Genomic DNA, 25,643 nt, shown 5'->3' on the forward strand with positions numbered 1-25,643 from the left:
TAGTCCTATAATGTAAGAGGGTGAATAATAGCCACGCTTTTCCATACATAATTAATGTTTCAGACAACAATAATTCAGGGATCACTATCATCTGAAACATATGACAATATCGTGTCAATTTACCTAAGCAAGAATTGAACCTTCAAGATATTTGACCACATTGCGATCAATAAGGCATTCACACTGTTCATCCATCACACCAAGCGCCGTTATCCACATTTCCTCCATACGTGCCCTTGCCATTTCAGGACCCTTTTCATGCGCCAATAGTGCTAGCATGTAAGTTGTGCCAGAAACCGTATAACCAGCCATTTTGATTCGGGAACACTTCAACGACAGCTCAAGAGGAGATGCATTCATTTCCGCCAAGCTTTTGGCAACAAAGGCGTTTTTCTGGGCCATATCCTTAACATCAGGAGAATTCAAAAATTGTTCGCGGGCAGTTTCATTCTCAATCAGGTAACGTAACGAGCTCATCAGATGGAAACTTTCCATCGGTTTAATCACCGAGACATCGGTGCCATGCCAAATATCGAGGAGTGCCCACAGATCCATCTCTTTGACATTACCTGGCATGATTTTCTGACCGGTATTATGGCCTACAGCATCCAAATAAACATAGGCAGTGCTGGTCTCACTATTTTGGGAGAACGAATAAATTTTCGTATAATCCCCCGCCTTACTGATCCCTTTTTTCGTCAACATCACTTCCTCTGGTAAACGTCCCAACGTAACCACTCCATGAACATGATTACGCGAAAGGATAAAACCCACTTTTTCCAGCAAATTATGAGTCTGTTCCTTATCAAAATTACCGTTATTATCCCGCACACCCCATTGCCCATCCTCTGTTAACGCCAGACCAAAAGGATCGACAATCATCTTTACTGGCACGGAACCAATCGAAGCCAATATATTTTGCAGTGTTTCTTCAAATAATATTAAGCCCGCTTCAATATTATTATTTCTATTTGCCGACGAGATAAATCTCAGAGAAATATATTCTACTCCGAGTGTATTAGCGTGAATTATTCGGTTGGCAGCGCTACGCCAACCATAAGCAAAATAACCAGGTATCCCCTTTGTCGGATTACATTCTTCTTCTCCCAGATCAATACTAACATCAATAGCCTGTGCCATTCTTTTCGGGGAAATTCGGTATAGACTTTCAGAATTAATACGACGAGAAAAATAGGGTATTAATGGCGATATTTCAATTGCACTCATTTTAATTTCCTTTATATCAAGATAAAACTCCTGGCTTATTAATTCGCCAGACCTTTTCATAATCGTTGATGCAATGAATTAATTACACTATTCTTCAATATATTTAATAAATCAACATTATCTTTATAATAAAAACCAACAAAACATTATTTATTTGTTATTAAAGTTATTAGAAATAAAAAATACTTTAAAATGCTGAAATTCAGTCAAAAGTAAAAGTAAACAAGTGTTAACAAGAGAAAGGAAAAAGTGGAATCTAACCTTGCCAATGCGAAACAGTACTATGATCACAATTAAGATCTAGAAAGAACCCAAATAATGGTGACAATAGTATGGGATATCAGGACAAAAATAGTGTTACCGACAACATTCTTATTCATTTTTGAGGTGAAAACGAAAACTGATCAGGCCAAAAACCCTATTCAAAGAAACAACTGGGACATTGAGAAAAAGCCAGTTAATCGGCAACATACTAGCTGAAATTTTCGATAGTCTGAAAACACCGCCCACTTTATTAAATGGGTTTATCAGTAGTCTGAGGCGAATATACCGGCTATTTTTAATCCTACTTCTGGATAAAACTTACAGAATATCCAATAATTCCACCTCGAAAATCAGAGTGCTATATGGAGGAATCGATGCACCAGCGCCTCGCTCACCATAAGCCAAATTATAAGGGATATAAAGCTCCCATTTAGAACCGACAGGCATCAACGTCAATGCTTCAATCCATCCAGCAATCACACCATTCACCGGAAATTCAGCAGGTTCGCCACGCTGTACTGAGCTGTCAAACACGGTGCCATCAATCAGACGTCCGGTATAATGAACACGCACGCTATCAGTACGAGCAGGAATTGCACCATCCCCCTGTTTTAGAACAGAAAACTGTAAACCGGATTCAGTGATGCTTATACCATCACGCTGAGCGTTTTCTGCCAAAAACTTCTGACCCTCTTCTGCCATAACTTGCTGACGTTCACGACGCACACCATCCGCACGTTCATGCATTTCACGTAAGGCACGATGTAGTATATCAACCGGCACCGCTGGAGAATGATTTTCCAGCGCATCACACAACCCTGCTAACAGCGCTTCAGGTTCCAGACCTTGCAGGCCAGACTCCAGTAATTGCTGACCAACTTGCAAGCCAACTCCATAACTTGCTTGTGCCTCGATAGAATCAAAAGAAAGTTTTGCCATGAAAATACCTGTGATCAAATTAAATTAGGTTCGTAAGCATAACAGCGCTATGCAGTAGGGTAAACCGAAGATATCACTAGAAAAATACATGTCGACAAAATATATAAGAGCTAATAATCGATATAATTCTAAGTAGCATATTCATTCCTTAAAGGTTACAATATAAAAATTCAATTTTTATATATTTTTACTTATAATTGATTATATGAATGAAATATTTTTTATATAAAATTAATTTTATTGCAAATATTATACGACGAGGAAAATCTTATGAATACATTATTTAATGAGATTTCATCTGAAATTAAAAAATCCAAAACCATGCCAGAATTAGAAAAGAAGCTGTTAAACGCGATAAATTATCTGGGTTTTGAATTCTACTCAATTTATCAGGAAGAAAAATACCCATTCACGACTAAAAAATATGTCCTAATAACCAACTTAAATATAGAAAATGCAAATAATTATAATCAAGATAATAATCACGACAGCGACCAGTTAATGAATGGCGATTACACTTTCTCTATTCCGTCAATTTGTAATGATAAAATATCAGAAAACGCTGATTTTATGATTGAAAAATCAAATCCAAATAAAAATGAAGTTAAAAATAGTCTTTCAATCAAAATTAAAGGTTATCATGGAGAAAGGTCAATTTTTTCAGTTGCCAGAAAAGAAGGCACCATTTCCCACAATGAAATACTTAATAAAGCAGGAATGTTAGGCATATTGGCAAATGAATGCATAAAAACATTCAATAATCTAAAAAACAAAAAGGATAAGATCATTGTTCCAACTCTCTCTACCAGAGAGGTTGAAGTCATAAGATGGACTTGTGAAGGAAAAACTTCTGCTGAAATAGCCGATATACTGGATATTTCGACAAGAACAGTTAATTTCCACATTAACAATATCATGGAGAAATTAGTGGTTCCCAATAAAGTCGCGGCAGTTGCTAAAGCAATAGCATATAATCTAATTATATAACAATTAGAGCCGAAATAAGGCTCTACCCATACGAAATTACAAAATATAATTAGACAATATATCCCTCCATGCATCATTAATTTCATTCATCAGGGATTCACATTTGACGTGCCCATCATTAATATGCACACAAACGTAACCACAGAAATCATTATTGCTTTTTGGTGTTTCGTAAACTAATGAATTCTTCTCTAAATTAATTTTTATTGCAATAATTTCGTAATATAATTTACTTAGAATATTATCAATAGATGCTAGTAATACTTCATTAATTTCTGTTTTATCGAATTTATCATTAATCTTTCCATCTTTACCTGCCAGCAAATTAATCAAAAATGCTCTCCCCTTCGCTTCAGGCAATATCATCCGATCACTAAATCCTTTGACTAAATGGTCAACCCAAATTTCCTGTAAATTTATACCATATACCCGGTTAGCCATATCCCAAATACGCATACCCGCAGGTCTACGATTAGTTTCAACCAGAAAAGTTTCTCCCGTTTTACTCTCCTGCTTAATCTCATTATGGAATGCACCAAGAGTTTGCCCTGAGATCAGATTCATTGCCTGCCCTGCTTTATGTAATGCAATCGTATTTCCGCCATCACATTGCGCCGGTACTATTTGCCCTATTTCAACAGGATATTCCCCTTTCTGAGAAACTTTTTGCGTTAAAAACGCCATACAGCCAATACCATCATAAGAATATTCTGTATCGAAAATAATAAGCTCTTCTGCAAGAACTTGATTACCTCCTGATTGCTCAACAGATTGAACAAAAGCCGTTGGGATTTTACTTCTATCTTTAACCGCAACCACTCCTATATTTGCTCGACCACAATTAGGCTTAATAATCACACCATACGGAACAGAGTCATAAAGTTCTTCTAATTCTTTAATCTCATTAATGAAAGTATATCGAGGTGTCTTAATATGTTGTGCCGCAAGCAGTGGTAATATCCGAGTTTCTTGTTGGCGGAATTGATATTTTTCAATACCCGCAAAACTTAATTCGGGATCATCACCATAAACATTTAATTTTTTCGCGATAACAGCAGCATACCCAGATACCGCATCCATAAAGGGGAGAATAGCCGCACATGTCATATTAAGTTCACCAAGAATTGCCATCACACTATCAACATAATTTTCTGTTCGTACAGGAATATGATAGACAAATGATGTAATATCTTTCTCCTCACCGGACAACATATCGCTAATAATCACCAACTCAAGGGAGTAATGAAATCGAATATAATCGCGAATATTAACGATTTCACTCAGCCTTGCCGGAAGATAATCAAGCACTAACAAATATTTTTTTGAACACATATTTCATCCATTATTGACTATTATGCAGATTAAATTTAAGTGAACGATAAGGATTAATAATAACAAACATCAATAGAACAAATGCAGAGAATATCAGATAAATACTATTGTAGGAAAAATAGTTCAGTAAGTTAGCACAAATGAAACTAGTTAAAGGTGTCGCTAACTGATTCAAAACCAGCACCACACCAAGATACTGAGAAAAACGCTGCTTCGGAATAAGACTTGCTCGATAAGAGCGAGAAAAAAGATTAAAACAACCTTCCGCACCAATGACCAGTAAGAAACCTAATGTGTAAACCACAAATAACGGCCCGGTAGCAAATAGTGTCAAACCACATAAAGCAATCAGAAAAGCCGTTACACCAACGATACGCACATCAAAAACTCGGCATAATTTTGGCGCAATAAAAAATACACAACAATTCACCAACCCCGCATAAGCCAAAAGTTGAGCATAACTCCCCTCTGGCTGTGAAAAAACGCTGGTGATAACATAAACTGCCGTTGACAGAATAGCACCTTGCATCACATTCATCAGAAATGTCAGGCCAATGACGCGTAACAAGGATGGGTTTCCCATCAAGAATTTAAAAATGGCCGGCAGATTATAACCTTCTCTATTAGAGTGTTCTTCAATCTGGTTTTTCCTTTGTAGCTGAAACCATATCAAGCTACTAATCAGAAAAGGAAAAAATGCAAATGCAAATACCGCATAAACACTAAATTTATAAACCAACAAACCGACAACCGCCGGGGCTGCAATATAGGTAAACTGTTCAACAAACTGTAAACGAGAGTTAACAGAAGGTAATTCTATTGCACTTATGTTTTTAGAGACAAAACCTTCAAGGTTGACATATCCCGCCCCACTAAAAAAGGATAAAACACATGAGAGAGGAATAATGATATATACGATGCTATTATCAGAATATATAAATGAAAGAATAAAAAGAAATAAGCAAACTAATGATCGAAGAATATCACTCAGGAATAACATAACCAACGTATGTATCCTGTCGCCCATCCAACCAGAAATAGGGAGTGAAATCACCCTGAATAGCCGCTCAAGCCCAAAAGCAAAAGATGAAAGTGAAGCACTATTAGTTGAGGTATATACTAATACAGGCACAGCGAACATAACAAATGCTTCTGAAAAAACAGAAAAAAAGCGAGCCAGTATGATCCTATGTATCATTAATATTACCTCAACCTTATTATCTATCCCAATAGGCCATTTTATTTATCAATTCGGCTCTGAGCAAGACTGAAACTGATTCCATCAATTATGCCTACTGGGATAGATTTTTACTTGCAATAATTAATGAACAGATTTAATCAAATAATTCCCCAAAACTAAATAATCAATATTTGTTTTCATGAAAGTTTTAATGGCATCATCAGGAGAACAAACGATCGGCTCACTATCGTTATAAGAGGTGTTCAGCAACAAAGGAACACCGGTTTTCCGATAAAATGCCTCAATCAACAGGGCATAATCTGGATTTGATGCACTATCTACCACCTGAACTCTAGCAGTACCATCTTCGTGAACCACTGCCGGAATTTTCGATGCCTGATCCACTTTAGCATCCATCGCTAACAACATATATTTTGCAGCTTCCGGTAATTCTTTCCGAACATGGAACCAATCAGCAACATGTTGACGCAATACACTAGGCGCAAATGGTCTAAACATTTCACGATGTTTAACTTTACGATTCATTAAATCCCGAATATCTTTATTTCTCGGATCGGCCAATAAACTACGATTACCTAATGCCCGCGGCCCAAATTCCATCCTCCCCTGGAACCAACCAACGACATTATTTTCGGCCAGCAAGTCTGCGACGACTTCATGAATATTCTCTTCATATGTCCAGTCCAAACCATGCGCTTTCAAGCTACGTTGGTAATCATCTTCACTATATCCCAGACCCCAATAGGTATGAGTCAGAGGATAGCGTTGATTATTTCCAAGAATCTGATGCCAGATAAATAGTGCGGCACCAGTAGCCGTCCCGCCGTCATGTGCGGCAGGCTGAACAAAGATATCTTCGATATCCAACTCTTCATATAGTCGCTTATTCGTAATGCAGTTTAACGCCACACCACCCGCAAGACAGAGCTTATTCGTTGCTGTTTCCTGCAAATAATGACGAGCCATATTTAGCACGATTTCATCAGTTATTTGCTGGAGAGAAGCGGCGATATCATAATATTCCTGCGCAACTTCACCACCTGGCACTCTCTTCGCAATACCAAACAGGGATTCTAAGTGAGAAAAATCTTGGCTGCGGAAATTGAGAATGGAGTTATCGATCGTAAACTCACCTTTCTCATAAATTTTGACGAATTGCTGGAACGCCGGCATAAAACCTTCAGGCTTACCGTAAGCAGACATTCCCATTACCTTGCAGGCATCGTATACAGAGAAACCCAGGAATTCTGCCAGTTTCTCCCACATAAAACCAATTGAATGAGGGTATTCAATGGTTTTAATTTTTTCCAAACTATTACCATTTCCCAGATATACCCCTGCGGTATTATCCTCTCCAACACCATCAAGCGATAAGGTTAACGCTTTATCAAATGGCGAAACAAAATAAGCAGATGCCGCATGTGCTGTGTGATGCGGAACCCAATGAAATTGACCACGGAATCCCATTGATTGTAAAATTTCTGGTACTGAAGTAGTTTTACGATAGAAAATAGATTCACCCGAGACACTTCCCCAACTTCCTTCATGGGTGGCTTCATCAATAAAGATTGATTTTCTTCGTTCTATCGGATCGATAGAAAACCCAATATGACTCACATCTTCCAAGCTAATACCCGCAAAGTCTAATGCAACTTCAATAGAAGCCAATGGCAATTCATCGGGATTATCAATATTTGCTGGTTTTCCGTGTTTTCTTCTATTTAAACGCTCTTCTTCAATGGCAAAGATAGTTTCTCCATCTTTTAATAAGCAAACTGCTGACTCATGGTAAACTGAATTTATACCTAAAATATACATAGCTAATTATCCTCCCATATAATTATTTAATTTTTAATACTAAGCAGCGAAGACTACCACCACTCTTTAAGAATTCACTCATATCACATTTAACCACATTGTAACCATAATTATTTAATTGACGCTCAACCTCTATAGAACAATCATGCATGAGAATATCTTTACCTATTGGGATATTATTACAGACAAATAATTCTTTAGCGTCATGTTCTGATATTGAGATCCGGCGCTCAAATGTTTCAATAATATAATTTTGGCTCTCTTTAGTAAATGCTTCTGGATAGTAAACAACTGTATCTTTGTCAATAAATGAGAATGCCAGAGCTACATGAAAGAAAGTTTTATCCTGAATATGCAGCTCACCTTTAACTTTAAGTTCTGGATAGACTTTCTGAATCTTATTTATTGCTTCTTTATCTGAGCGAGGGCCATAACCAAATATGATATCATTTTCCCAATAGATAACATCTCCAAGCCCTTCAAAATAGATACCTTCATCAACACGATGTATCTCATAACCTAGATTTTCCAGGTAATCGATATAATACTGGCTTTCCCCTTGGCGTTCAGCGTGCCGGAAATTACTAGCAAGGAATTTATTATTATGCACCATACCGCAATCACCTGAGAAAGTCATATCAGGCAAACCATTAACAGGATCAATAGTGCGAATAGTGATGCCACGTTCAGTCAACCGTTCATAAAGAAAATCCCATTGTTGCTGTGCTAGTTTTTTATTGACTCTATTATTAGGGTCCATCCAATCATTAATAACGTATTCAATATCGTAGAAATCCGGTTTACACATTAATAATTCTTTAATCATAATATTTGCCTCATCTTAGATTTAGCACTTTGCTTAGTATGGATATTAAATATTTTTGCGAATCCCTCTGCATCGTTTTGACTATATAAATGCCCACAATTATATATTGCTAAATTATCATCATAGATAGTTGTCTTTGAAGTGCGGGAACAAACGTTGGCATATTTATAGCCTAATTCAAGCTTAATCTCACCATTGACATGTTGATTCATGCTATCAATAAAATGGTTTAAATGAGTTAATAAAGGATCATACCAAAGCCCAGAATAAACTAATTCAACCCATTTTTTATCGATTATCTCTTTGAACCAATTCTCGTTACGATTACTACAGTAACATTCCAAATCACGATGAGCGGTAATTAAGATATGTGCAGCAGGTGATTGATAAATTGCGCGTGTTTTCAAACCGACAATGCCATCTTCAACAATATCAAAAATGCCAATTGACTGTTTTTTACCAATTTTATTTAATATTTCAATAATTTCATATAATGATTTTTTCTCGCCGTCGATCGATATCGGTATGCCATTCTCAAAACCTAATGACAAAAATATTGGCTCAGTGGCTGATAGTGCATCCTCAAATAATTTCTCTTTGACATCTTCAGGGATTAACATTTCTGGCTCTGCCAATGGTCCACATTCGACACTGAATCCCCATATATTTTCACTGGTAGAATAAGGGTTATTACAACCAAATTCTTGAGGAATACCATAATTCATAGCATAACTATTTACGACACTTTCGTCGTATTTAAAATCTCTCAACGAAGCAATAGGTATTTTATTCAGAATTTCTATATTCATATCCATTCTGACTTGATCATTACCTCTGAATTGATGAGCAATATAATCAATATTGAGCTCATTGGCTACTTCAACTGCCGCCTCCGCAATCGCAGGCCGGGAAAGTGCAGCACTGAGAAAATAACCATTTTGATAAATAGCATTCGCTTTTATCGCTTTTGTCAGGAAATGTTCAGCATATTGCGCCCGATAATCTTTATAGATAAATTTATCAGCGCCCGCAACCATGCATTCCAGTTCAATATCTTCAATGTCTCTTACCTGTCCTTCATCAATATAAAGAGCAATCACCTCTTTATACTTAGATTTAAGACTTCTTATGATAAGAGGATTATAGAGGCGATTATAGTAAATCACCAAAACACGATCAGAACTCATTTAATACGCACCCCATGTTTGTAATAATTTCTTCTAGCTGAGGTTCTGTTTTACTTTCCTCAACTAATTCTGAGAAATTATTTTCAAATAACCAAGTATCATTATAAATTGTGTCGATATAACGTTCTCCACTATCAGGAATAATGACAACAATATTATCTCCAGGTTTAAAATCATCCAGGTGATTTAATGCTGCGCTTACCGCACAACCTCCCGTTCCACCAATTAAAATACCTTCATTTCTGGCTAATTTTCTTGCTATCCGAAATGCATCAATATCTGCAACCTTCAAGGTAATATCGATGTTGTTACGCTCCAGAATAGAAGGTATAAACGTCAGTCCCTCGCCCTGTACTAGATATTTCCCTTGTTCACCACCGAAAATAACTGATCCAACCGGTTCAACACCATAAATTCGCACCTGTGGATTTTTCTCTTTCAAATAACGGGAAATCCCGGTAAGTGTTCCACAACTGCCTGCCGTCGCAAAACAAGCAGTCAAATTATTGCCAAAAGTTTCATACAACTCACGCCCCGTGGAATGATAATGTTCATCAGGATCAACCTGATTTTCAAATTGCATGGGGCTAAACGCATTCGGATAGGCTTTTATAATCTCTCTAGTTAAATCAATACGATATTTGACAGTATCCGTTCCCGCTTCAAATTCTGGCAGGAAAATAATTTCCGCACCAAATGCTTTTATTTTATCGCGCTTCGCTGCCGGTACCATACGGTCCAAGACAGCAATAAATCGATAACCTTTAACAGCACACGCCATTGCCAAACCAATTGCCGTATTGCCCGATGATGGTTCAATAACCACCATGCCTGGTCTTAATTCTCCCTGAGCCTCTGCCCTTTCCAACATTGCAGCCGCAATGCGATCTTTAATACTCCCACTGGGGTTAATATTCTCCATTTTGAGAAAGACATTAATACCTTTAGTGTATCTACCATTCAACATAACTACTGGAGTATTACCTATAGTTTGTAATATGTTTTTACCTAGTTTCATACCAGTTTTATCCCTTATGTCCGGGTTAATATGAAGAACATATAATGATGATAAGGTATTTTTATTAATAAATAAGTAAATCAATTCAATATATAATGCACCTATTAATTTATTAATGAAACAATTCACTTTATAAATAATTATGGAGAATAACTTCATGCCTATTAACAATAAGCACATTTATTTGTGTTCTCACACAAGGGTTAATTAACAAAAATGATAATTATAAAATTACACTTAAAAGTCTACTGTCAACTCTGACAGTTATATCAATAAAATCTCATATAAATTTTTGATATTATCGTTCAATAATAAGGATATATATTATCATCATTAAATATTCTTATATAAACTCATATGAAATAAATTATTATAATGACAAATAACCGTGACTATATAAGAATATATTTCTAATTATTATGAAATAATCATACATGTAATTAACCAGATTTATACGTATATATATCAAAATATGCAATAAAAATTCTCATATCACAACAGAATTAACAATAACGATATTATCTGATAATAAGAAATACGAATTGGATTATTTATAGATAATAATCTGATAATGAATAATATTTTTGCTATAAAAAATGCAAAATCAACAATGATAAAAACAGAAAAAAGACAATATTATAGAAGAATAAGCAAGAGAAACTATGATTCTATAAACGACAAAATAAGGGAAATAAATGTAAAATAAATCAGATTAATACCCAATTACTGGGAATTATCGACAAAAATCTTATGGACTAGCGAGAGAATAGTCAGTCGAGGCAATAAAAAACGCCGGCATTGCCAGCGTTTTTTACTTGTTAGCATCAGTTAATCAGGGATTAAGCTTCAGCAACAATGTTAACGTTCAATTTAGCGAATACATCGCTGTGTACCTGGAAATTAACTTCGTGTTCACCAGTAGTACGCAGAACGCCATTAGGCAGACGCACTTCGCTCTTAGAGACTTCAACGCCTGCGGCAGTAACTGCATCAGCGATATCACGAGTACCGACAGAACCGAACAGTTTACCTTCGTCACCCGCTTTAGAAGCGATAGTAACGGAACCCAGTGCATTGATTTTCTCAGCGCGAGCTTCTGCTGTTGCCAGAACGTCAGACAATTTAGCTTCCAGTTCAGCACGGCGAGCTTCGAAAAATTCGATGTTTTTCTTAGTTGCAGGAACAGCTTTGCCCTGTGGTACTAAGTAGTTACGGGCATAACCCGGTTTAACGTTAACTTGATCACCCAGGCTACCCAGGTTTGCTACTTTATCAAGCAGAATAATTTGCATTACCTTATCCTCTCAGAGTCGTTAATGGACTGTGCCGATTACTGATGACGATCAGTGTAAGGCAACAAAGACAGGTAGCGCGCGCGCTTGATAGCACGAGCGAGCTGACGCTGGTATTTTGCACGGGTGCCAGTGATACGGCTTGGTACAATTTTACCGCTTTCGGTGATGTAGTTTTTCAGCGTAGCGATGTCTTTATAATCAATCTCTTGAACGCCTTCCGCGGTGAAACGGCAGAACTTGCGACGACGGAAATAACGTGCCATTTGGCTAGTCTCCAGAATCTATCAATTCAATCTGCTCGGCATGAAGAACCAGTTTGTTAAGACCATTGCGACCTTGATGGCAACTAATGAATCCTGAAACGGTTAATCGACTGCCGACCGTTATACTGTGAGTTAAAACTTGTAACAATTGTCCGCTGGCAATAACGGGCATTCTGCACCATGCTTGCCTGCTCAGACCGGCTTCCTGTTGCTGTGAACGGTGCTCAAGCACAAACTGGCAATGAGGAATGCCGGCAGGACTGACTTTTCGAATGGGGACTTTGCACACTGTGCCAGAAAGCACCAAACGATTCGTTGTCACAGTTATTACTCTTCAGAATCCCCAGCTTCTTCAGCATCCATATTGGCGTCTTCCAGAGAGTAGTCACGGCTGCGACGTTCATCTTTGGCTTTAACCATTGGAGATGCTTCAGTTACCGCGTGCTTAACGCGCATAATCATGCTGCGGATAACGGCATCGTTGAAGCGGAAGTTAGTTTCCAGCTCATCAATCACTTCCTGCGGCGCTTCAACGTTCATCAGAACGTAGTGAGCTTTGTGCAGTTTGTTAATTGGGTAAGCCAGTTGACGGCGGCCCCAGTCTTCCAGACGGTGAATCTGACCTTGCGCGTTAGCGATAGTCGCACTGTAACGCTCGATCATGCCCGGAACCTGTTCGCTTTGGTCAGGATGGACCATAAAAACGATTTCGTAATGACGCATTAGAATTGCTCCTTACGGATTATTCAGCCTCCTGTCAGGGTCAACCGCGGCCCGTGGAGGCAAGGAACTTGTTTAAGTGCGGCTGAAAAATTGACGCGTAACTATACCTACCCTACATCAAAAACTCAAGGAATGAACAATGCAAAAACACTTTTGTTTCATAATGTCAGATAAGTGAGTTACAACGAGCCGCGCTGACGCACCGCTTCAAACAGGCAAACTCCCGTGGCAACGGACACATTCAACGATGAGACAGAGCCCGCCATTGGGATGCTAATCAATTCATCACAGTGTTCGCGAGTCAGGCGACGCATACCTTCCCCCTCCGCCCCCATCACCAATGCCATAGGACCCGTTAGTTTGCTCTGATACAATGTATGATCAGCTTCTCCCGCTGTACCTACCACCCAAATATTGTTCTCCTGCAATAAACGCAAAGTACGGGCAAGGTTGGTGACACGAATAAGTGGTACGTTCTCCGCAGCACCACATGCCACTTTCTTTGCCGTGGCATTAAGCTGAGCGGAACGGTCACGAGGAACAATAACAGCATGTACACCTGCTGCATCAGCACTACGTAAACAAGCCCCCAGATTATGGGGATCTGTCACACCATCAAGCACCAACAAGAAAGGGGTTTCCACTTGTGCCAGTAAGTCCGACAGGTCGTTTTCTTGGTACTGACGCCCCGGCTTCACTTTAGCAATAATTCCCTGATGTACCGCACCTTCCGTTTGATTATCCAGCCACTGACGATTTGCCAGTTGGATAGTCATTCCGATGCTTTCCAGCGCATGAATCAATGGTGTCAGGCGGCGATCTTCTCGTCCTTTCAGGACATAAATTTCGATAAAACGCTGAGGATCACGCTCCAATAAAGCTTTAACGGCATGAATACCGTAGATAATTTCACTCATAATCTTCTTATTTTCACTGTCATACAGCACTGACGAATACTGTGAGCCTATGCGGTAAGCTCCATCTATTCAGTGGGAGATTAAAATATTTAGGCTATCCCGCAACAGGATAGCCCTTTGATTATTTATCTGCGCTTTTCTTAGCCCGTTTAGCTTTGAATTTAGCGGCAATTTTCTGAGTCTTGGCAGAAAGCGTCTTACCCTTTTTCTTTTCCCCTTTAGGCTTATCCGCCGATCGCTTTTTACGAACAGCGCTGCCATCAGGCTCAAAGTGGGTCTCTTTACGGTAACCACGCCCTTTTTTATTACTGCTTTCGCGACCAAGTTCTACTTTTTTCGCTTTATCGCGTGCTGTTTTGCCTACATTCCGGGCTTTTCTGGCGGTAGAAAGCAGCTTAAAGTCAATATTACGTTCATCCATATGAACCGCTTCCACACGAATTTCAACTTCATCCCCTAACCGGAAAGTTTTACCCGAGTATTCACCCACTAAACGCTGGCCAACATTATCGAAATGATAATAATCATTACTCAATGTGGAAACATGCACCAAGCCGTCAATAAACAGATCATTCAAGCGAACAAAGAAACCAAAACCTGTCACACTGGTAATAATCCCAGTAAAAGTATTGCCCACCTGATCTTGCATAAAATCACACTTAAGCCAATCGGCAACGTCTCTCGTCGCTTCATCTGCGCGACGCTCTGTCATAGAGCAGTGTTGACCCAGTTGCAGCATCTGTTCCACATCACTGTGCCATCCCCCGGTCGGTGTTCCACCTTGCTCAACAATATCTTGCTGTTTCGCCAGCAGATATTTAATCGCTCGATGCAATACTAGATCAGGGTAGCGACGAATAGGTGAGGTAAAATGCGCATAAGAATTTAATGACAGACCAAAGTGCCCCCGGTTTTCCGGATCATAAATTGCCTGTTTCATTGAACGCAGTAATAAGGTTTGCAATAGTTCATGATCCGGGCGTTCAGCCACTTGATGCATCAATTGAGCATAATCCTTTGGTGTTGGTTGCATACCACCAGGCAACGTCAATCCCAATTCGCCGAAAACCGTGCGCAAGTTAACAATGCTCTCTTCTTTTGGCCGATCATGAATACGGTAAAGTACCGGCTCGCCATTTTTTTCCACGAAACGCGCCGCAGCAATATTTGCCAGAATCATGCACTCTTCAATCAGCTTATGAGCATCATTACGAACAATCGGTTCAATTCGCTCAATACGACGTTCAGCATTAAAGATAAACTTCGCCTCTTCTGACTCAAACGAGATTGCGCCACGTTGCTCACGGGCATTTTCCAATGCCTGATACAACTCATGTAAATGCTCAATATGCTGAACCAGTGGCTTGTAGTGCTCACGCAGCTCTTCATCGCCCTGCAACATACGCCATACTTTGGTATATGTCAGACGGGCGTGAGAATTCATGACGGCTTCGTAAAATTTATAAGATGATAATCGCCCCTGCGCTGAAACCGTCATCTCACACACCATACAAAGGCGATCAACCTGTGGATTCAGGGAACAAAGGCCATTAGAAAGCACCTCCGGCAACATGGGGACAACCTGAGATGGGAAGTAAACCGAGTTACTCCGGTTACGTGCTTCGGTATCTAATGCGGTTTGCGGGCGCACATAATAACTGACATCAGCAATAGCAACCCATAAACGCCAACCACCACTTCGCTTCCTTTCACAATAAACGGCATCATCAAAATCACGGGCATCTTCACCATCGATTGTCACCAACGGCAAAGCACGCAGATCAACACGGCCTTTTTTCGCCGATTCTGGTACCTGTTCATCCAAAAAAGCAATCTGGTTTTCCACCTGTGGCGGCCAATTGTGGGGAATTTCATGAGTACGCAGGGCAATTTCTACTGCCATATTCGTTCCCATCTTTTCACCCAACACTTCAACTATTTTACCGACAGCTTTTGTGCGGCGCGCCGGGCGTGTAATCAACTCGACCACCACCACATTTCCCATGCGAGCACCACCGCTTTCATCCTTCGGGATCAGGATATCAAAGCTCAAACGACTATCATCCGGCACGACAAATCCCATACCAGAGTCAAGAAAATAGCGGCCGACAATCTGGCTGGTCTTAGGCTCCAATACACGAACGATACGCGCTTCATTACGCCCTTTGCGATTCTGAGGCAATGGTTGTGCCAATACAACATCACCATGAATAGCCATTTTTAACTGCTCAGCAGAGAGATAAAAATCATCTTTGTGGCCTTCTACTCGCAGAAAACCATAACCATCTCTATGCCCAATAACCGTACCTTTCAATAAATCTAATCTTTCCGGCAAGGCATAGCATTGGCGACGAGTGAAAACCAGTTGACCATCCCGTTCCATAGCTCGTAAACGACGACGTAACGCTTCAATATCTTCATCGTTAATCAGATTCAGTTCTTGCGCCAGTTCCTGGCGACTTACCGGTACAGTATGTTTAGCAATAATGTCTAAGATGTACTCGCGGCTTGGAATGGGTGATTCGTATTTTTCTGCTTCGCGTCCCAAAAAAGGATCTTGTGACATGGCTGTTCCTCCGTTGTCATCAGCAGGCTGTTTGCGCCATTTCTTCATTCGGTCAGAAGCAGCTTATAAAGGGGAATATTATCTTCAATCATATCAGCTAAAGTATGCTTATCCAGCTCTTCTAAAAACCTTTCTATTGCCTGATTTAAGACTACCTTCAGACGACACGCAGACGTGATATGGCAAGATTCCTGACTACAGTTAACCAATGATAATGGTTCGAGAGCGCGAACAACATCGCCAATTCTGATATCCTTCGCAGGCTTACCTAAACGGATACCGCCGTTTTTACCACGAACCGCAGCCACAAATCCTAAGTGGCTCAATTGGTTAATAATTTTTACCATGTGGTTACGAGAAACACCATAAATATCAGTGACTTCAGAAATACTGGTCATCCGGCTTTGCGGTAAAGAAGCCATATAAATTAGCGCACGCAAGCCATAATCTGTAAAACTCGTTAACTGCACATCAACCTCTGGATAATAAGATATAAATTAATATATCCGAGAACAAACTGAAAAAATAAGCATTTGTTCAAGTTATATGCCATGAATCGGCCAAAATCATGTTAATCCCCTAATCATTAAGCAAAAAAGGCCACAATAAATAGCAAAAAACCGGGCTGAAAAGCCCGGCTTTACCCGATCATAGGTACCATCAGGCATCAAACGGATCACGCAGAATGATAGTTTCTGAACGATCCGGACCCGTAGAAATAATATCAACTGGAACGCCGGTCAACTCTTCTACACGTTTGATATAGTTCAATGCCGCCTGAGGCAATTTGCTATGCTCTTTCACGCCGAAAGTGCTTTCACTCCAGCCAGGCATGGTCTCATAAACAGGCTCAATACCTTCCCAGTCATCCGCAGCCATAGGTGTCGTTTCAATCACACTGCCATCAGGCATACGGTAACCAACACAGATTTTTACTTCTTTCAAACCATCCAATACGTCCAGTTTGGTCATACAGAAACCTGACAGTGAGTTGATCTGTACTGCACGGCGGATGGCAATGATATCCAGCCAACCAGTACGGCGGCTACGCCCCGTAGTCGCACCAAACTCTTGGCCTTTTTCGCGCAAGTAACCGCCAGTTTCATCAAACAGTTCGGTTGGGAATGGACCTGCGCCGACACGAGTAGAGTATGCTTTGATGATCCCCAAAACATAATCAACATAACATGGACCTAAACCAGAACCTGTTGCAACGCCACCCGCAGTCGTGTTGGAAGAGGTCACATATGGGTAGGTACCGTGGTCAATATCCAACAACGTGCCCTGCGCACCTTCGAACATAACCAATTCACCTTTCTGAGTCGCTTTATACAACAAATCAGAAACATCGACGACCATACCCGTCAGAATATCGGCAACCGCCATGATTTCATCCAGAGTTTTCTGGTAATCAACCGCCGGTTCTTCGTAGTAGTTAACCAGTTGGAAATTGTGATATTCGATAATTTCTTTCAGCTTAACCGCGAACGTTTCCTTATCAAATAAATCACCAACCCGCAGACCACGACGAGCAACTTTGTCTTCATACGCAGGACCAATACCACGACCGGTTGTACCAATTGCTTTTGCACCACGCGCTTTTTCGCGGGCATTATCCAATGCAACATGATATGGCAGAATAAGTGGACAAGCTTCTGAAATGAGCAGACGCTCGCGAACAGGAATACCACGGGATTCTAACGCGTTCATCTCTTTCATCAGCGCATCAGGCGCTAATACGACGCCGTTTGCAATAATACTGATAACATTTTCACGCAAGATCCCTGATGGGATTAAGTGGAGAACGGTTTTTTCACCGTTGATAACCAGTGTATGACCAGCATTATGGCCCCCTTGATAACGAACAACATACTTAGCTCGTTCAGTCAGCAAGTCGACGATCTTGCCCTTGCCCTCGTCACCCCATTGGGTGCCCAATACGACAACGTTCTTACCCATTTCAAAATTCACTCGGTTGCTTAAAAATGGATTCTAACATCTCATCCCACACCTTTCAGTAATTTTTATCACATCCGTTATTTTTGTTAGACACCAGACATGATAAGGCCCGCCGGATGCGGGCCTATAGATTCAGCTTCTATTAGTGCTGAACTGCACGCTTTTCAGGTGCTTTCATATAGCGGAAGAAATCAGCTTCTGGGCTTAATACCAGAACATCTTTCCCATCTTCACCAAAGCTTTTCTCGTAAGCACGTAAGCTACGGATAAAGGCATAGAAATCTGGCGCTTGGCTGAATGCATCAGCAAACAGTTTAGCGGCTTCTGCATCACCAGAACCACGCAAAGTCAGCGCTTCACGCTCCGCTTTTGCCCGGATTTCAATAACTTGTTTATCTGCTGCTGCACGCAGTTTCTCTGCTTCTTCCAAACCTTGTGAACGATGACGGCGAGCTACCGCTTCACGCTCAGCGCGCATACGCTGGTAAATCGCTTCTGAAACTTCCAATGGTAAATTGATCTGTTTGATACGTACATCAACAACTTCAATACCCAATGCCGCCATACTGTTCGGATTGATAGCAAGTTGTTTATCTGCTGTTTCTTGCTCTACACGAGCCGCGGCCGATGCAATAGCATCATCTGCTTCAGTTGTAGTCGCTGTCTCTTTATCCGTTGTACCTTTGTTCAGAGCATCGCGAACATCCGTAGTTAATTGACCACGGGAATCCGTTACGATACCACGAACATCCTTACGGCCAATCTCAGAACGCAGACGGTCACTGAATTTACGCTTTAACAATACTTCCGCTTGAGAAATATCACCATTGCCGGTTGCCAGATAATAACGGCTGAAATCGTTAATCCGCCATTTCAGGTAAGAATCAACTATCAGATCCTTATTTTCACTGGTCAAGAAACGGTCGGCCTGAATATCCATAGTCTGAATACGAGCATCTAGGGTTTTTACCGTTTCAACAAAAGGTATTTTGAAATGTAGCCCCGGCTCATAAACAATCGGCTTATTTCCCGCATCACGCAGAACCTTGCCAAAACGCAGTACAATGCCACGCTGTCCTTCCTGCACAATAAATAGAGAGACATAGAGAGCAACTAATACTGCGACAATAACAAAGACTAATGATTTACGCATGATTATTATCTCCCTACCCTGATAATGTCATTACGCAGATTATCTGTTCGGTTATAATTCGCGCCCCGGCCTGAATTTGTAGGCAGAGTTGGACGGGTAACCCGCAGATCAGAAGCTACCGTATTATCTGATTGCACTGTTCCCTCTTTTTTAACACCAGAAGCATCGCCACGTAACATTTGCTCCAATGGCAATACCAACAAATTATTGTTGTTATCATTAACAATAACTTTGCGAGTACGGCTCAACACTTTTTCCATCGTTTCAATGTACAGACGCTCACGGGTAATTTCAGGCGCCTCTTTATATCTAGGCAGCATTTTGGCAAAGCTTGCCACTTCCCCCTGCGCTTCCAAGACTACACGAGCCTTATACGCTTTCGCCTCTTCAATGATACGTTGCGCATCACCTTTCGCACGTGGCAAAACTTCGTTCGAATAAGCCTCTGCTTCACGAATAGACTGCTGTTCATTTTCACGGGCAGCAATAACATCGTCAAAAGCGGCCTTAACCTCTTCCGGCGGACGAGCAGCCTGGAAGTTAACATCCAGCAAGGTTATTCCCATTCGATACGGAAGAATCGTCTTTTCCAACTCGCGCTGAGTATCATCACGGACAATCATACGGTTTGCCGTCAAGATTTTATCCATCGTATATTTACCAACAACGCCACGCACCGCGCTATCCGTTGCCTGACGCAAGCTATTATCAGGACTTGTCACGCTGTAAAGATAAGCGGCAGGATCAGTCACACGATACTGCACGTTCATCTCCACGCGAACAACGCTTTCATCTGATGTCAGCATCACGCCGGCGGTTGCCAATTCACGCACAGATTCCACGTTAACTGGAACAACTTCATCAATGAATGTCGGTTTCCAGTTTAGACCTGGCTGCACAATATGGTTAAACTTACCCAACCGGGTGACAACACCACGTTCTGTTTCTTTAATCGTATAAAAACCGCTAGCGGCCCAGATCACGACAACAGCAGCAGCGACAAGGCTAACAATACGCCCGCCAAATTTTGCCCCTTGGTCAGAACCATTACCGCCCTTGTTCCCACCAAAACCCCCGAGTTTACTGCTCAGCTTACGGAACAGATCGTCGAGATCAGATGCCCCACGGTTTCGACCACTTTTGTTCCCGCCGGAATTGCCGCTATTATTGCTGCTCCCCCACGGGTCGCGGTCTTGTCCGTTGTTTCCGGGCTGATTCCACGCCATGTTTTAGCTCCATTCTTTTATGATTGGTTTTTCAGGCCAAGAGCCTCTTATAAACAAGCCGACTCTCAATCACATAAGTTTTCTGATATTCACCTGACAGGCGCATCAGACAACATAATCAAACAAATCCTGTTCTTGTTTGCATAGACGGCGCCAGTCAACAATCGGCATTCTCACTTCGATACCAACTTTACCGTCCTCTTCTATCCACTCTTTCTCTATGGCTTGCAGTTGATAGAAGCGGCTGCGTAAACGGCCTGCTTCCGGCGGCAAATGCAATTCGTAGTGTGCAATTTCACCCGAAAGACGCTCAGTTAACGCTTGTAACAATAACGGGATACCTTCACCGGTTTGCGCAGACAACCAAACTCTAACCGGTAAGTTATCTTCGTTGCGATCAATACGCGGAGTGAAGCTTTCCAGCATATCAATCTTATTCATCACCAACAGCACCGGAATTTGATGCGCTTCAATTTCTTCCAGTACGCTGTCAACAGCAGCAATATTTTCGTCGATGCGGCTATCCGCAGCATCAACAATATGCAGCAACAATGTTGCCTGCCGGGTTTCTTGCAATGTTGCTTTAAATGCCGCCACCAGATCATGAGGCAGATGGCGAATAAAGCCAACCGTATCAGCCAGCACCACCGTACCAACATCATTAACTTCAATCCGGCGCAACGTTGGGTCCAGCGTAGCGAACAATTGATCAGCCGCATAAACCTCAGCAGCCGTCATGCGATTAAACAAGCTCGATTTACCGGCGTTGGTATATCCCACCAATGAAACCGTCGGTATATCCGCTTTATTTCGCGCTTGACGCCCCTGTTCGCGCTGTTTCTCAACCCGGCTCAGACGACCCAAGATCTGACGGATTTTATCCCGTAATAAACGCCGGTCCGTCTCAAGCTGCGTTTCCCCCGGCCCTCTCAAACCAATCCCACCTTTCTGACGTTCAAGGTGAGTCCATCCCCGGACAAGACGGGTAGAAAGATGACGTAACTGCGCCAACTCTACCTGTAACTTCCCTTCGTGAGTCCGCGCCCGCTGGGCAAAAATATCCAGAATCACACCGGTGCGGTCGATAACTCGACACTGACAGAGCCGCTCAAGATTGCGTTCCTGCGCAGGACTGAGTGCATGATTAAACAACACAACATCAGCACCACTAGCCTGCACCGCCTCAGCAATCTCTTCCGCCTTACCTTCTCCAACAAAATATTTTGGATGAGGGGCTTTCCTGCTCCCCGTGACAATTTGCACAGGAACTACACCAGCAGAAGTTACCAGTGATTCAAACTCACTGAGATTATCTGTGTCTTTATCCTGCGAGAAAAAAACATGCACCACAACGGCTTGTTCGCCGCCTTCATAACGTTCAAACAAAGGTGCGACCTCTCAGGCTGAGTAAAAAACTACAGGAAAAAACATAGGTAAAACCCCCTACCTATGTTTTTCTTCATTCTATTACCGCTCTCAAGCTTATTCAGTGCCATCACTTTCCTGTTGTGCTGCCGGAGCAGAAACGCCACCAGAATGATAATTACCTACGCTCGCCCCTACACTCGTATTGCTACTGTGATGAGAAACTGGGCGGGAAGGTACAACAGTAGAGATGGCATGTTTATAAACCATCTGGCTAACCGTATTTTTCAGTAAAATGACAAACTGGTCAAAAGATTCAATCTGACCCTGCAATTTGATGCCGTTGACCAAATAAATAGAAACCGGGACCCTTTCACGCCGCAATGCGTTCAGGAACGGATCTTGCAAAGATTGCCCCTTAGCCATTCTATATTTTCCTTATTTTGTTGTTTTTAACTAAGAACCTAAAGGTTCGAAAAAATGAACTACTCAAAAATTGCGCTTTGGTACTCATCAATTGTACACAATCAATAAACCTATGCACTAACAACCTGCATAACTGTGCTTAAAGCTTGCTCTGGTTGAGAACTATCCAACCAATGAACCGGCTTCCAACCTCTGAGCCAAGTTATCTGACGCTTTGCCAACTGGCGCGTCGCACAAATACCGCGATAAATCATTTCATCGTAGTCAATTTCGCCGGAAAGATAAGACCACATCTGACGATAACCAACACAACGAATAGAAGGTAAATCCACATGCAAATCATGACGAGCATAAAGTGCTTTAACTTCCTCTTCAAACCCTGATTCAAGCATTTGATGAAAACGCGCTTCAATACGTTGATGAAGAACCTCACGTTCCACCGGTGCAATAGCAAATTGATGAACATGATAAGGCAGCGATTCTCCTGACAATTCAGTCAGTTCAGTGAGAGTCTTACCCGAAATAAGAAAAACTTCCAGTGCCCGAGAAAGCCTCTGTGGATCATTAGGATGAATTCTTAACGCCGCCACCGGATCAATCTTCTGTAATTGCTGATGCAATGCATCCCATCCCTGTTCTGCCGCCTGTTGCTCTATTTGCTCCCGAATAACTGGATCAGCAGAAGGCAAAGGCGATAAACCTTCAAGTAACGCCTTGAAATAGAGCATCGTTCCTCCAACCAACAGAGGAATACGGCCAGAGGCAGTAATTTCTGCCATTTCCTTCAATGCATCGCGACGGAAATCAGCAGCCGAATAAGGTTGAGAAGGGTCCAGAATATCGATTAAACGATGAGGCGCCAACGCTTGCTCTTCGGTTGTTGGTTTGGCGGTGCCAATATCCATTCCACGATAAATCAGCGCAGAATCAACGCTGATCAATTCCACTGGAAGATGCTGGCGTAAAGCGATAGATAAAGCTGTTTTGCCTGAGGCCGTCGGGCCCATAACAAAAATTGCCGTTGGTAGATGTTGAGTCTTCTGATCACTCATGAGTAAGAGATGCCACCACTGCTTGTAAATCAATTAATTGTAATAACCCATCTGGTGGAGATTTTACCAGTTGTGGGCAAAGACGCTCAACATCAGTTAATAACTGTACCGCCTGCGCAACATTCCACGTTTCATATTCACTGCCGATATGACAAGCAAGCCAAGTTACAATCTGTTCTGCCGATGCTGATGGCTGTTGTGCTAAATAACCTAGCAACTCAGGAATTAATTTAGGCAAATTTTGTTGACGTAATGGTAACGATACCGCACGTAGTGTCGCTTTTCCATGAGATATAGAGGCATCAATACCAAAAGAACCTAATAAGTCACTATAACGATTTAAAGCATCAGCTTCCTCTTTACTAAGAACGAGTTTCAGCGGTATCAACAGTGGCTGTGATTTCAGCCCTTGCTCTGTTGGTGTTAACTGTGCTCGCCTTAACCAGCGTTCAGCTACCGGCAAAGATAACAACCCAATTCCCAATGGGGATTCAATCAGAGCATAGCACGATGAATATATACTCAATACCTTACCAAAACTATGGCTGCTATTTTTAACCTGAACAGGAGCCGAAGTAACCTTTTCTGCCATAACCGGAGCGATTCTTGCCGGAAACAGCTCTCTTTTGCCTTCAGGTTCAGGGACAGACTGCATTAGCTTCTGATACACCTCACCCTGACGTTTCTGATAATGATCTCCATGATATTGGCGATTTTCACCACCGCGAAAGCCCCCAACACTCCCTTTACTTGACAAAACCTCTTTTGGTGACGATGCTGCCGCAGGTGTAGCATTGTTTTGCCGGGAAAAATGATTTTCCCCTGCTGACGGACGGTTTTCCGGCTCCCATGCCGGAGCAGGTTCACAGCAAGCCAAATCTAATTCAGCGCCGCTTCCTCGCTGTTTTAATACAGCCGTTACACCTTGATAGATAAAATCATGTACCAAACGGGCTTGATGGAAGCGAACTTCATGCTTCGCGGGATGCACATTCACATCCACCTGATGCGGATCAACCTCCAAATATAAAACATAAGCAGGCTGTTGTTCTCCTCGGAGCAAATCTTGATAAGCTTGACGGATAGCATGATTAATTAAGCGATCACGCATCATACGCCCGTTTACATAACAATATTGAATATCTCCACTCGCCTCAGCATTCATCGGGTCAACAACCCATCCTTTGATCGATAAATCGTCATGCTGCCAGGAAAGAGAAAGAGCCCGTTGCATAAAAGCGGTGCCACAAATGGAAGCCAACCGTCGTTCATACTGTGATTCATCTTTCGCTGGCCGGTATTGGCGCACCAACTTACCGTTATGATGTAAATTGATCAATACATCCAAGCGCGCCAGTGCAATACGTCTGACAACTTCATCAATATGACCAAATTCTGTCTTTTCTGTTCGCAGAAATTTGCGCCGTGCAGGGGTGTTATAAAACAGATCCAGCACTTCGACAGTACTGCCTACCGGATGTGCCGCCGGCTTCACTGTCACCGCCATATCCCGCCCTTCCGCGTAGGCTTGCCAAGCTTCATGCTGCTCTTCCGTACGGGAAGTCAATGTCAGACGCGAAACTGAGCTGATACTCGCCAACGCCTCCCCACGGAATCCCATACTGATAATGGCTTCCAAATCATCTAGTGTGGCGATCTTACTGGTAGCATGACGAGCCAACGCTAGCGCAAGATCCTGATGATTAATACCACAGCCATTATCACGGACACGAATCAGTTTTACTCCACCACGCTCAATTTCAATATCAATACGACTAGCGCCAGCATCAAGGCTATTCTCCACCAACTCTTTTACAACTGATGCAGGGCGTTCTACGACTTCGCCAGCCGCTATTTGGTTTGCTAATTGAGGAGGTAGGATCTTGATCGCCATACTTA

23 protein-coding genes are annotated in these 25,643 nt (G+C 41.7%); 1 reads left to right on the plus strand and 22 read right to left on the minus strand.

Features of this window, described 5'->3' with window-relative positions; genetic code table 11:
* Positions 1-123: 123 nt before the first annotated feature.
* Both BA1DRAFT_RS04665 and BA1DRAFT_RS04670 read right to left on the minus strand, forming a co-directional pair.
* Positions 124-1,227, minus strand: a complete 1,104-nt coding sequence (locus tag BA1DRAFT_RS04665) for a hypothetical protein (protein WP_036776576.1) — start codon at positions 1,225-1,227, stop codon at positions 124-126.
* Positions 1,228-1,809: 582 nt separating this feature from the next.
* On the minus strand, positions 1,810-2,430 hold the full coding sequence (locus tag BA1DRAFT_RS04670; RefSeq protein ID WP_036776577.1) for a BamJ family beta-barrel-assembly machinery protein: 621 nt from the start codon (positions 2,428-2,430) through the stop codon (positions 1,810-1,812).
* 270 nt (positions 2,431-2,700) lie between these two features.
* On the opposite strand from BA1DRAFT_RS04670, the gene BA1DRAFT_RS04675 reads away from it, so the two are divergent.
* Positions 2,701-3,417, plus strand: a complete 717-nt coding sequence (locus BA1DRAFT_RS04675; RefSeq protein WP_036776580.1) for a helix-turn-helix domain-containing protein — start codon at positions 2,701-2,703, stop codon at positions 3,415-3,417.
* 36 nt (positions 3,418-3,453) lie between these two features.
* Here the strand turns inward: BA1DRAFT_RS04675 and BA1DRAFT_RS04680 are convergent, their stop codons facing one another.
* The 20 genes from BA1DRAFT_RS04680 to mutL all read right to left on the minus strand — a co-directional run bounded on the left by BA1DRAFT_RS04680 (position 3,454) and on the right by mutL (position 25,638).
* Positions 3,454-4,749: an ATP-grasp domain-containing protein gene (locus BA1DRAFT_RS04680; protein ID WP_036776582.1), complete on the minus strand. Its 1,296-nt coding sequence runs from the start codon at positions 4,747-4,749 to the stop codon at positions 3,454-3,456.
* A gap of 10 nt (positions 4,750-4,759) precedes the next feature.
* Positions 4,760-5,947 (minus strand): MFS transporter, encoded by a 1,188-nt coding sequence (locus tag BA1DRAFT_RS04685; protein ID WP_051560662.1) that lies wholly within the window; start codon positions 5,945-5,947, stop codon positions 4,760-4,762.
* A 123-nt stretch (positions 5,948-6,070) separates the two neighbouring features.
* Positions 6,071-7,768: a carbamoyltransferase family protein gene (locus tag BA1DRAFT_RS04690; RefSeq protein WP_036776588.1), complete on the minus strand. Its 1,698-nt coding sequence runs from the start codon at positions 7,766-7,768 to the stop codon at positions 6,071-6,073.
* A 22-nt stretch (positions 7,769-7,790) separates the two neighbouring features.
* Positions 7,791-8,594 carry a dimethylarginine dimethylaminohydrolase family protein gene (locus BA1DRAFT_RS04695; protein WP_036776590.1) on the minus strand — a complete coding sequence of 268 codons (804 nt, stop codon included), beginning with the start codon at positions 8,592-8,594 and terminating at the stop codon, positions 7,791-7,793.
* Positions 8,591-9,781: an argininosuccinate synthase gene (gene argG, locus BA1DRAFT_RS04700; RefSeq protein ID WP_036776593.1), complete on the minus strand. Its 1,191-nt coding sequence runs from the start codon at positions 9,779-9,781 to the stop codon at positions 8,591-8,593. Before argG ends, BA1DRAFT_RS04695 begins: the two co-directional genes overlap by 4 nt.
* A complete protein-coding gene (locus BA1DRAFT_RS04705; protein ID WP_235200970.1) occupies positions 9,771-10,970 on the minus strand; it encodes a PLP-dependent cysteine synthase family protein in 1,200 nt (399 codons plus the stop codon). Before BA1DRAFT_RS04705 ends, argG begins: the two co-directional genes overlap by 11 nt.
* A gap of 668 nt (positions 10,971-11,638) precedes the next feature.
* The gene (gene rplI / locus BA1DRAFT_RS04710; RefSeq protein WP_036776595.1) at positions 11,639-12,091 is read right to left on the minus strand and encodes a 50S ribosomal protein L9; all 453 of its coding nucleotides are present in this window, start codon (positions 12,089-12,091) and stop codon (positions 11,639-11,641) included.
* A 38-nt stretch (positions 12,092-12,129) separates the two neighbouring features.
* Entirely contained in the window at positions 12,130-12,357 is a 228-nt protein-coding gene (gene rpsR, locus BA1DRAFT_RS04715) for a 30S ribosomal protein S18 (RefSeq protein ID WP_000135199.1), read from the minus strand.
* Positions 12,358-12,361: 4 nt separating this feature from the next.
* Positions 12,362-12,679, minus strand: coding sequence for a primosomal replication protein N (gene priB / locus BA1DRAFT_RS04720; RefSeq protein ID WP_011148645.1), 318 nt, complete (start codon positions 12,677-12,679; stop codon positions 12,362-12,364).
* A gap of 5 nt (positions 12,680-12,684) precedes the next feature.
* On the minus strand, positions 12,685-13,080 hold the full coding sequence (gene rpsF / locus BA1DRAFT_RS04725; RefSeq protein ID WP_036776597.1) for a 30S ribosomal protein S6: 396 nt from the start codon (positions 13,078-13,080) through the stop codon (positions 12,685-12,687).
* A gap of 179 nt (positions 13,081-13,259) precedes the next feature.
* Entirely contained in the window at positions 13,260-13,988 is a 729-nt protein-coding gene (gene rlmB, locus BA1DRAFT_RS04730) for a 23S rRNA (guanosine(2251)-2'-O)-methyltransferase RlmB (RefSeq protein ID WP_200868759.1), read from the minus strand.
* Positions 13,989-14,118: 130 nt separating this feature from the next.
* Positions 14,119-16,563 (minus strand): ribonuclease R, encoded by a 2,445-nt coding sequence (gene rnr, locus BA1DRAFT_RS04735; RefSeq protein ID WP_036776649.1) that lies wholly within the window; start codon positions 16,561-16,563, stop codon positions 14,119-14,121.
* 44 nt (positions 16,564-16,607) lie between these two features.
* Positions 16,608-17,033 (minus strand): nitric oxide-sensing transcriptional repressor NsrR, encoded by a 426-nt coding sequence (nsrR, locus tag BA1DRAFT_RS04740; RefSeq protein ID WP_036776602.1) that lies wholly within the window; start codon positions 17,031-17,033, stop codon positions 16,608-16,610.
* Between the two features lie 190 nt (positions 17,034-17,223).
* Positions 17,224-18,522, minus strand: coding sequence for an adenylosuccinate synthase (locus BA1DRAFT_RS04745; protein WP_036776650.1), 1,299 nt, complete (start codon positions 18,520-18,522; stop codon positions 17,224-17,226).
* A gap of 142 nt (positions 18,523-18,664) precedes the next feature.
* Entirely contained in the window at positions 18,665-19,675 is a 1,011-nt protein-coding gene (gene hflC, locus BA1DRAFT_RS04750) for a protease modulator HflC (protein ID WP_036776604.1), read from the minus strand.
* Between the two features lie 5 nt (positions 19,676-19,680).
* Positions 19,681-20,901, minus strand: a complete 1,221-nt coding sequence (gene hflK / locus BA1DRAFT_RS04755; protein ID WP_036776606.1) for an FtsH protease activity modulator HflK — start codon at positions 20,899-20,901, stop codon at positions 19,681-19,683.
* A 105-nt stretch (positions 20,902-21,006) separates the two neighbouring features.
* On the minus strand, positions 21,007-22,287 hold the full coding sequence (hflX, locus tag BA1DRAFT_RS04760) for a ribosome rescue GTPase HflX (protein WP_036776608.1): 1,281 nt from the start codon (positions 22,285-22,287) through the stop codon (positions 21,007-21,009).
* 96 nt (positions 22,288-22,383) lie between these two features.
* Positions 22,384-22,692 carry an RNA chaperone Hfq gene (gene hfq / locus BA1DRAFT_RS04765; protein WP_011148654.1) on the minus strand — a complete coding sequence of 103 codons (309 nt, stop codon included), beginning with the start codon at positions 22,690-22,692 and terminating at the stop codon, positions 22,384-22,386.
* A gap of 110 nt (positions 22,693-22,802) precedes the next feature.
* On the minus strand, positions 22,803-23,744 hold the full coding sequence (miaA, locus tag BA1DRAFT_RS04770; protein WP_036776610.1) for a tRNA (adenosine(37)-N6)-dimethylallyltransferase MiaA: 942 nt from the start codon (positions 23,742-23,744) through the stop codon (positions 22,803-22,805).
* Positions 23,737-25,638, minus strand: coding sequence for a DNA mismatch repair endonuclease MutL (mutL, locus tag BA1DRAFT_RS04775; protein ID WP_036776612.1), 1,902 nt, complete (start codon positions 25,636-25,638; stop codon positions 23,737-23,739). The genes miaA and mutL overlap by 8 nt, the downstream gene beginning before the upstream one ends.
* Between the last annotated feature and the right edge of the window lie 5 nt (positions 25,639-25,643).

Source organism: Photorhabdus aegyptia (assembly GCF_000612035.1).
In the GTDB taxonomy this organism is placed as follows: Bacteria; Pseudomonadota; Gammaproteobacteria; order Enterobacterales; family Enterobacteriaceae; genus Photorhabdus; species Photorhabdus akhurstii.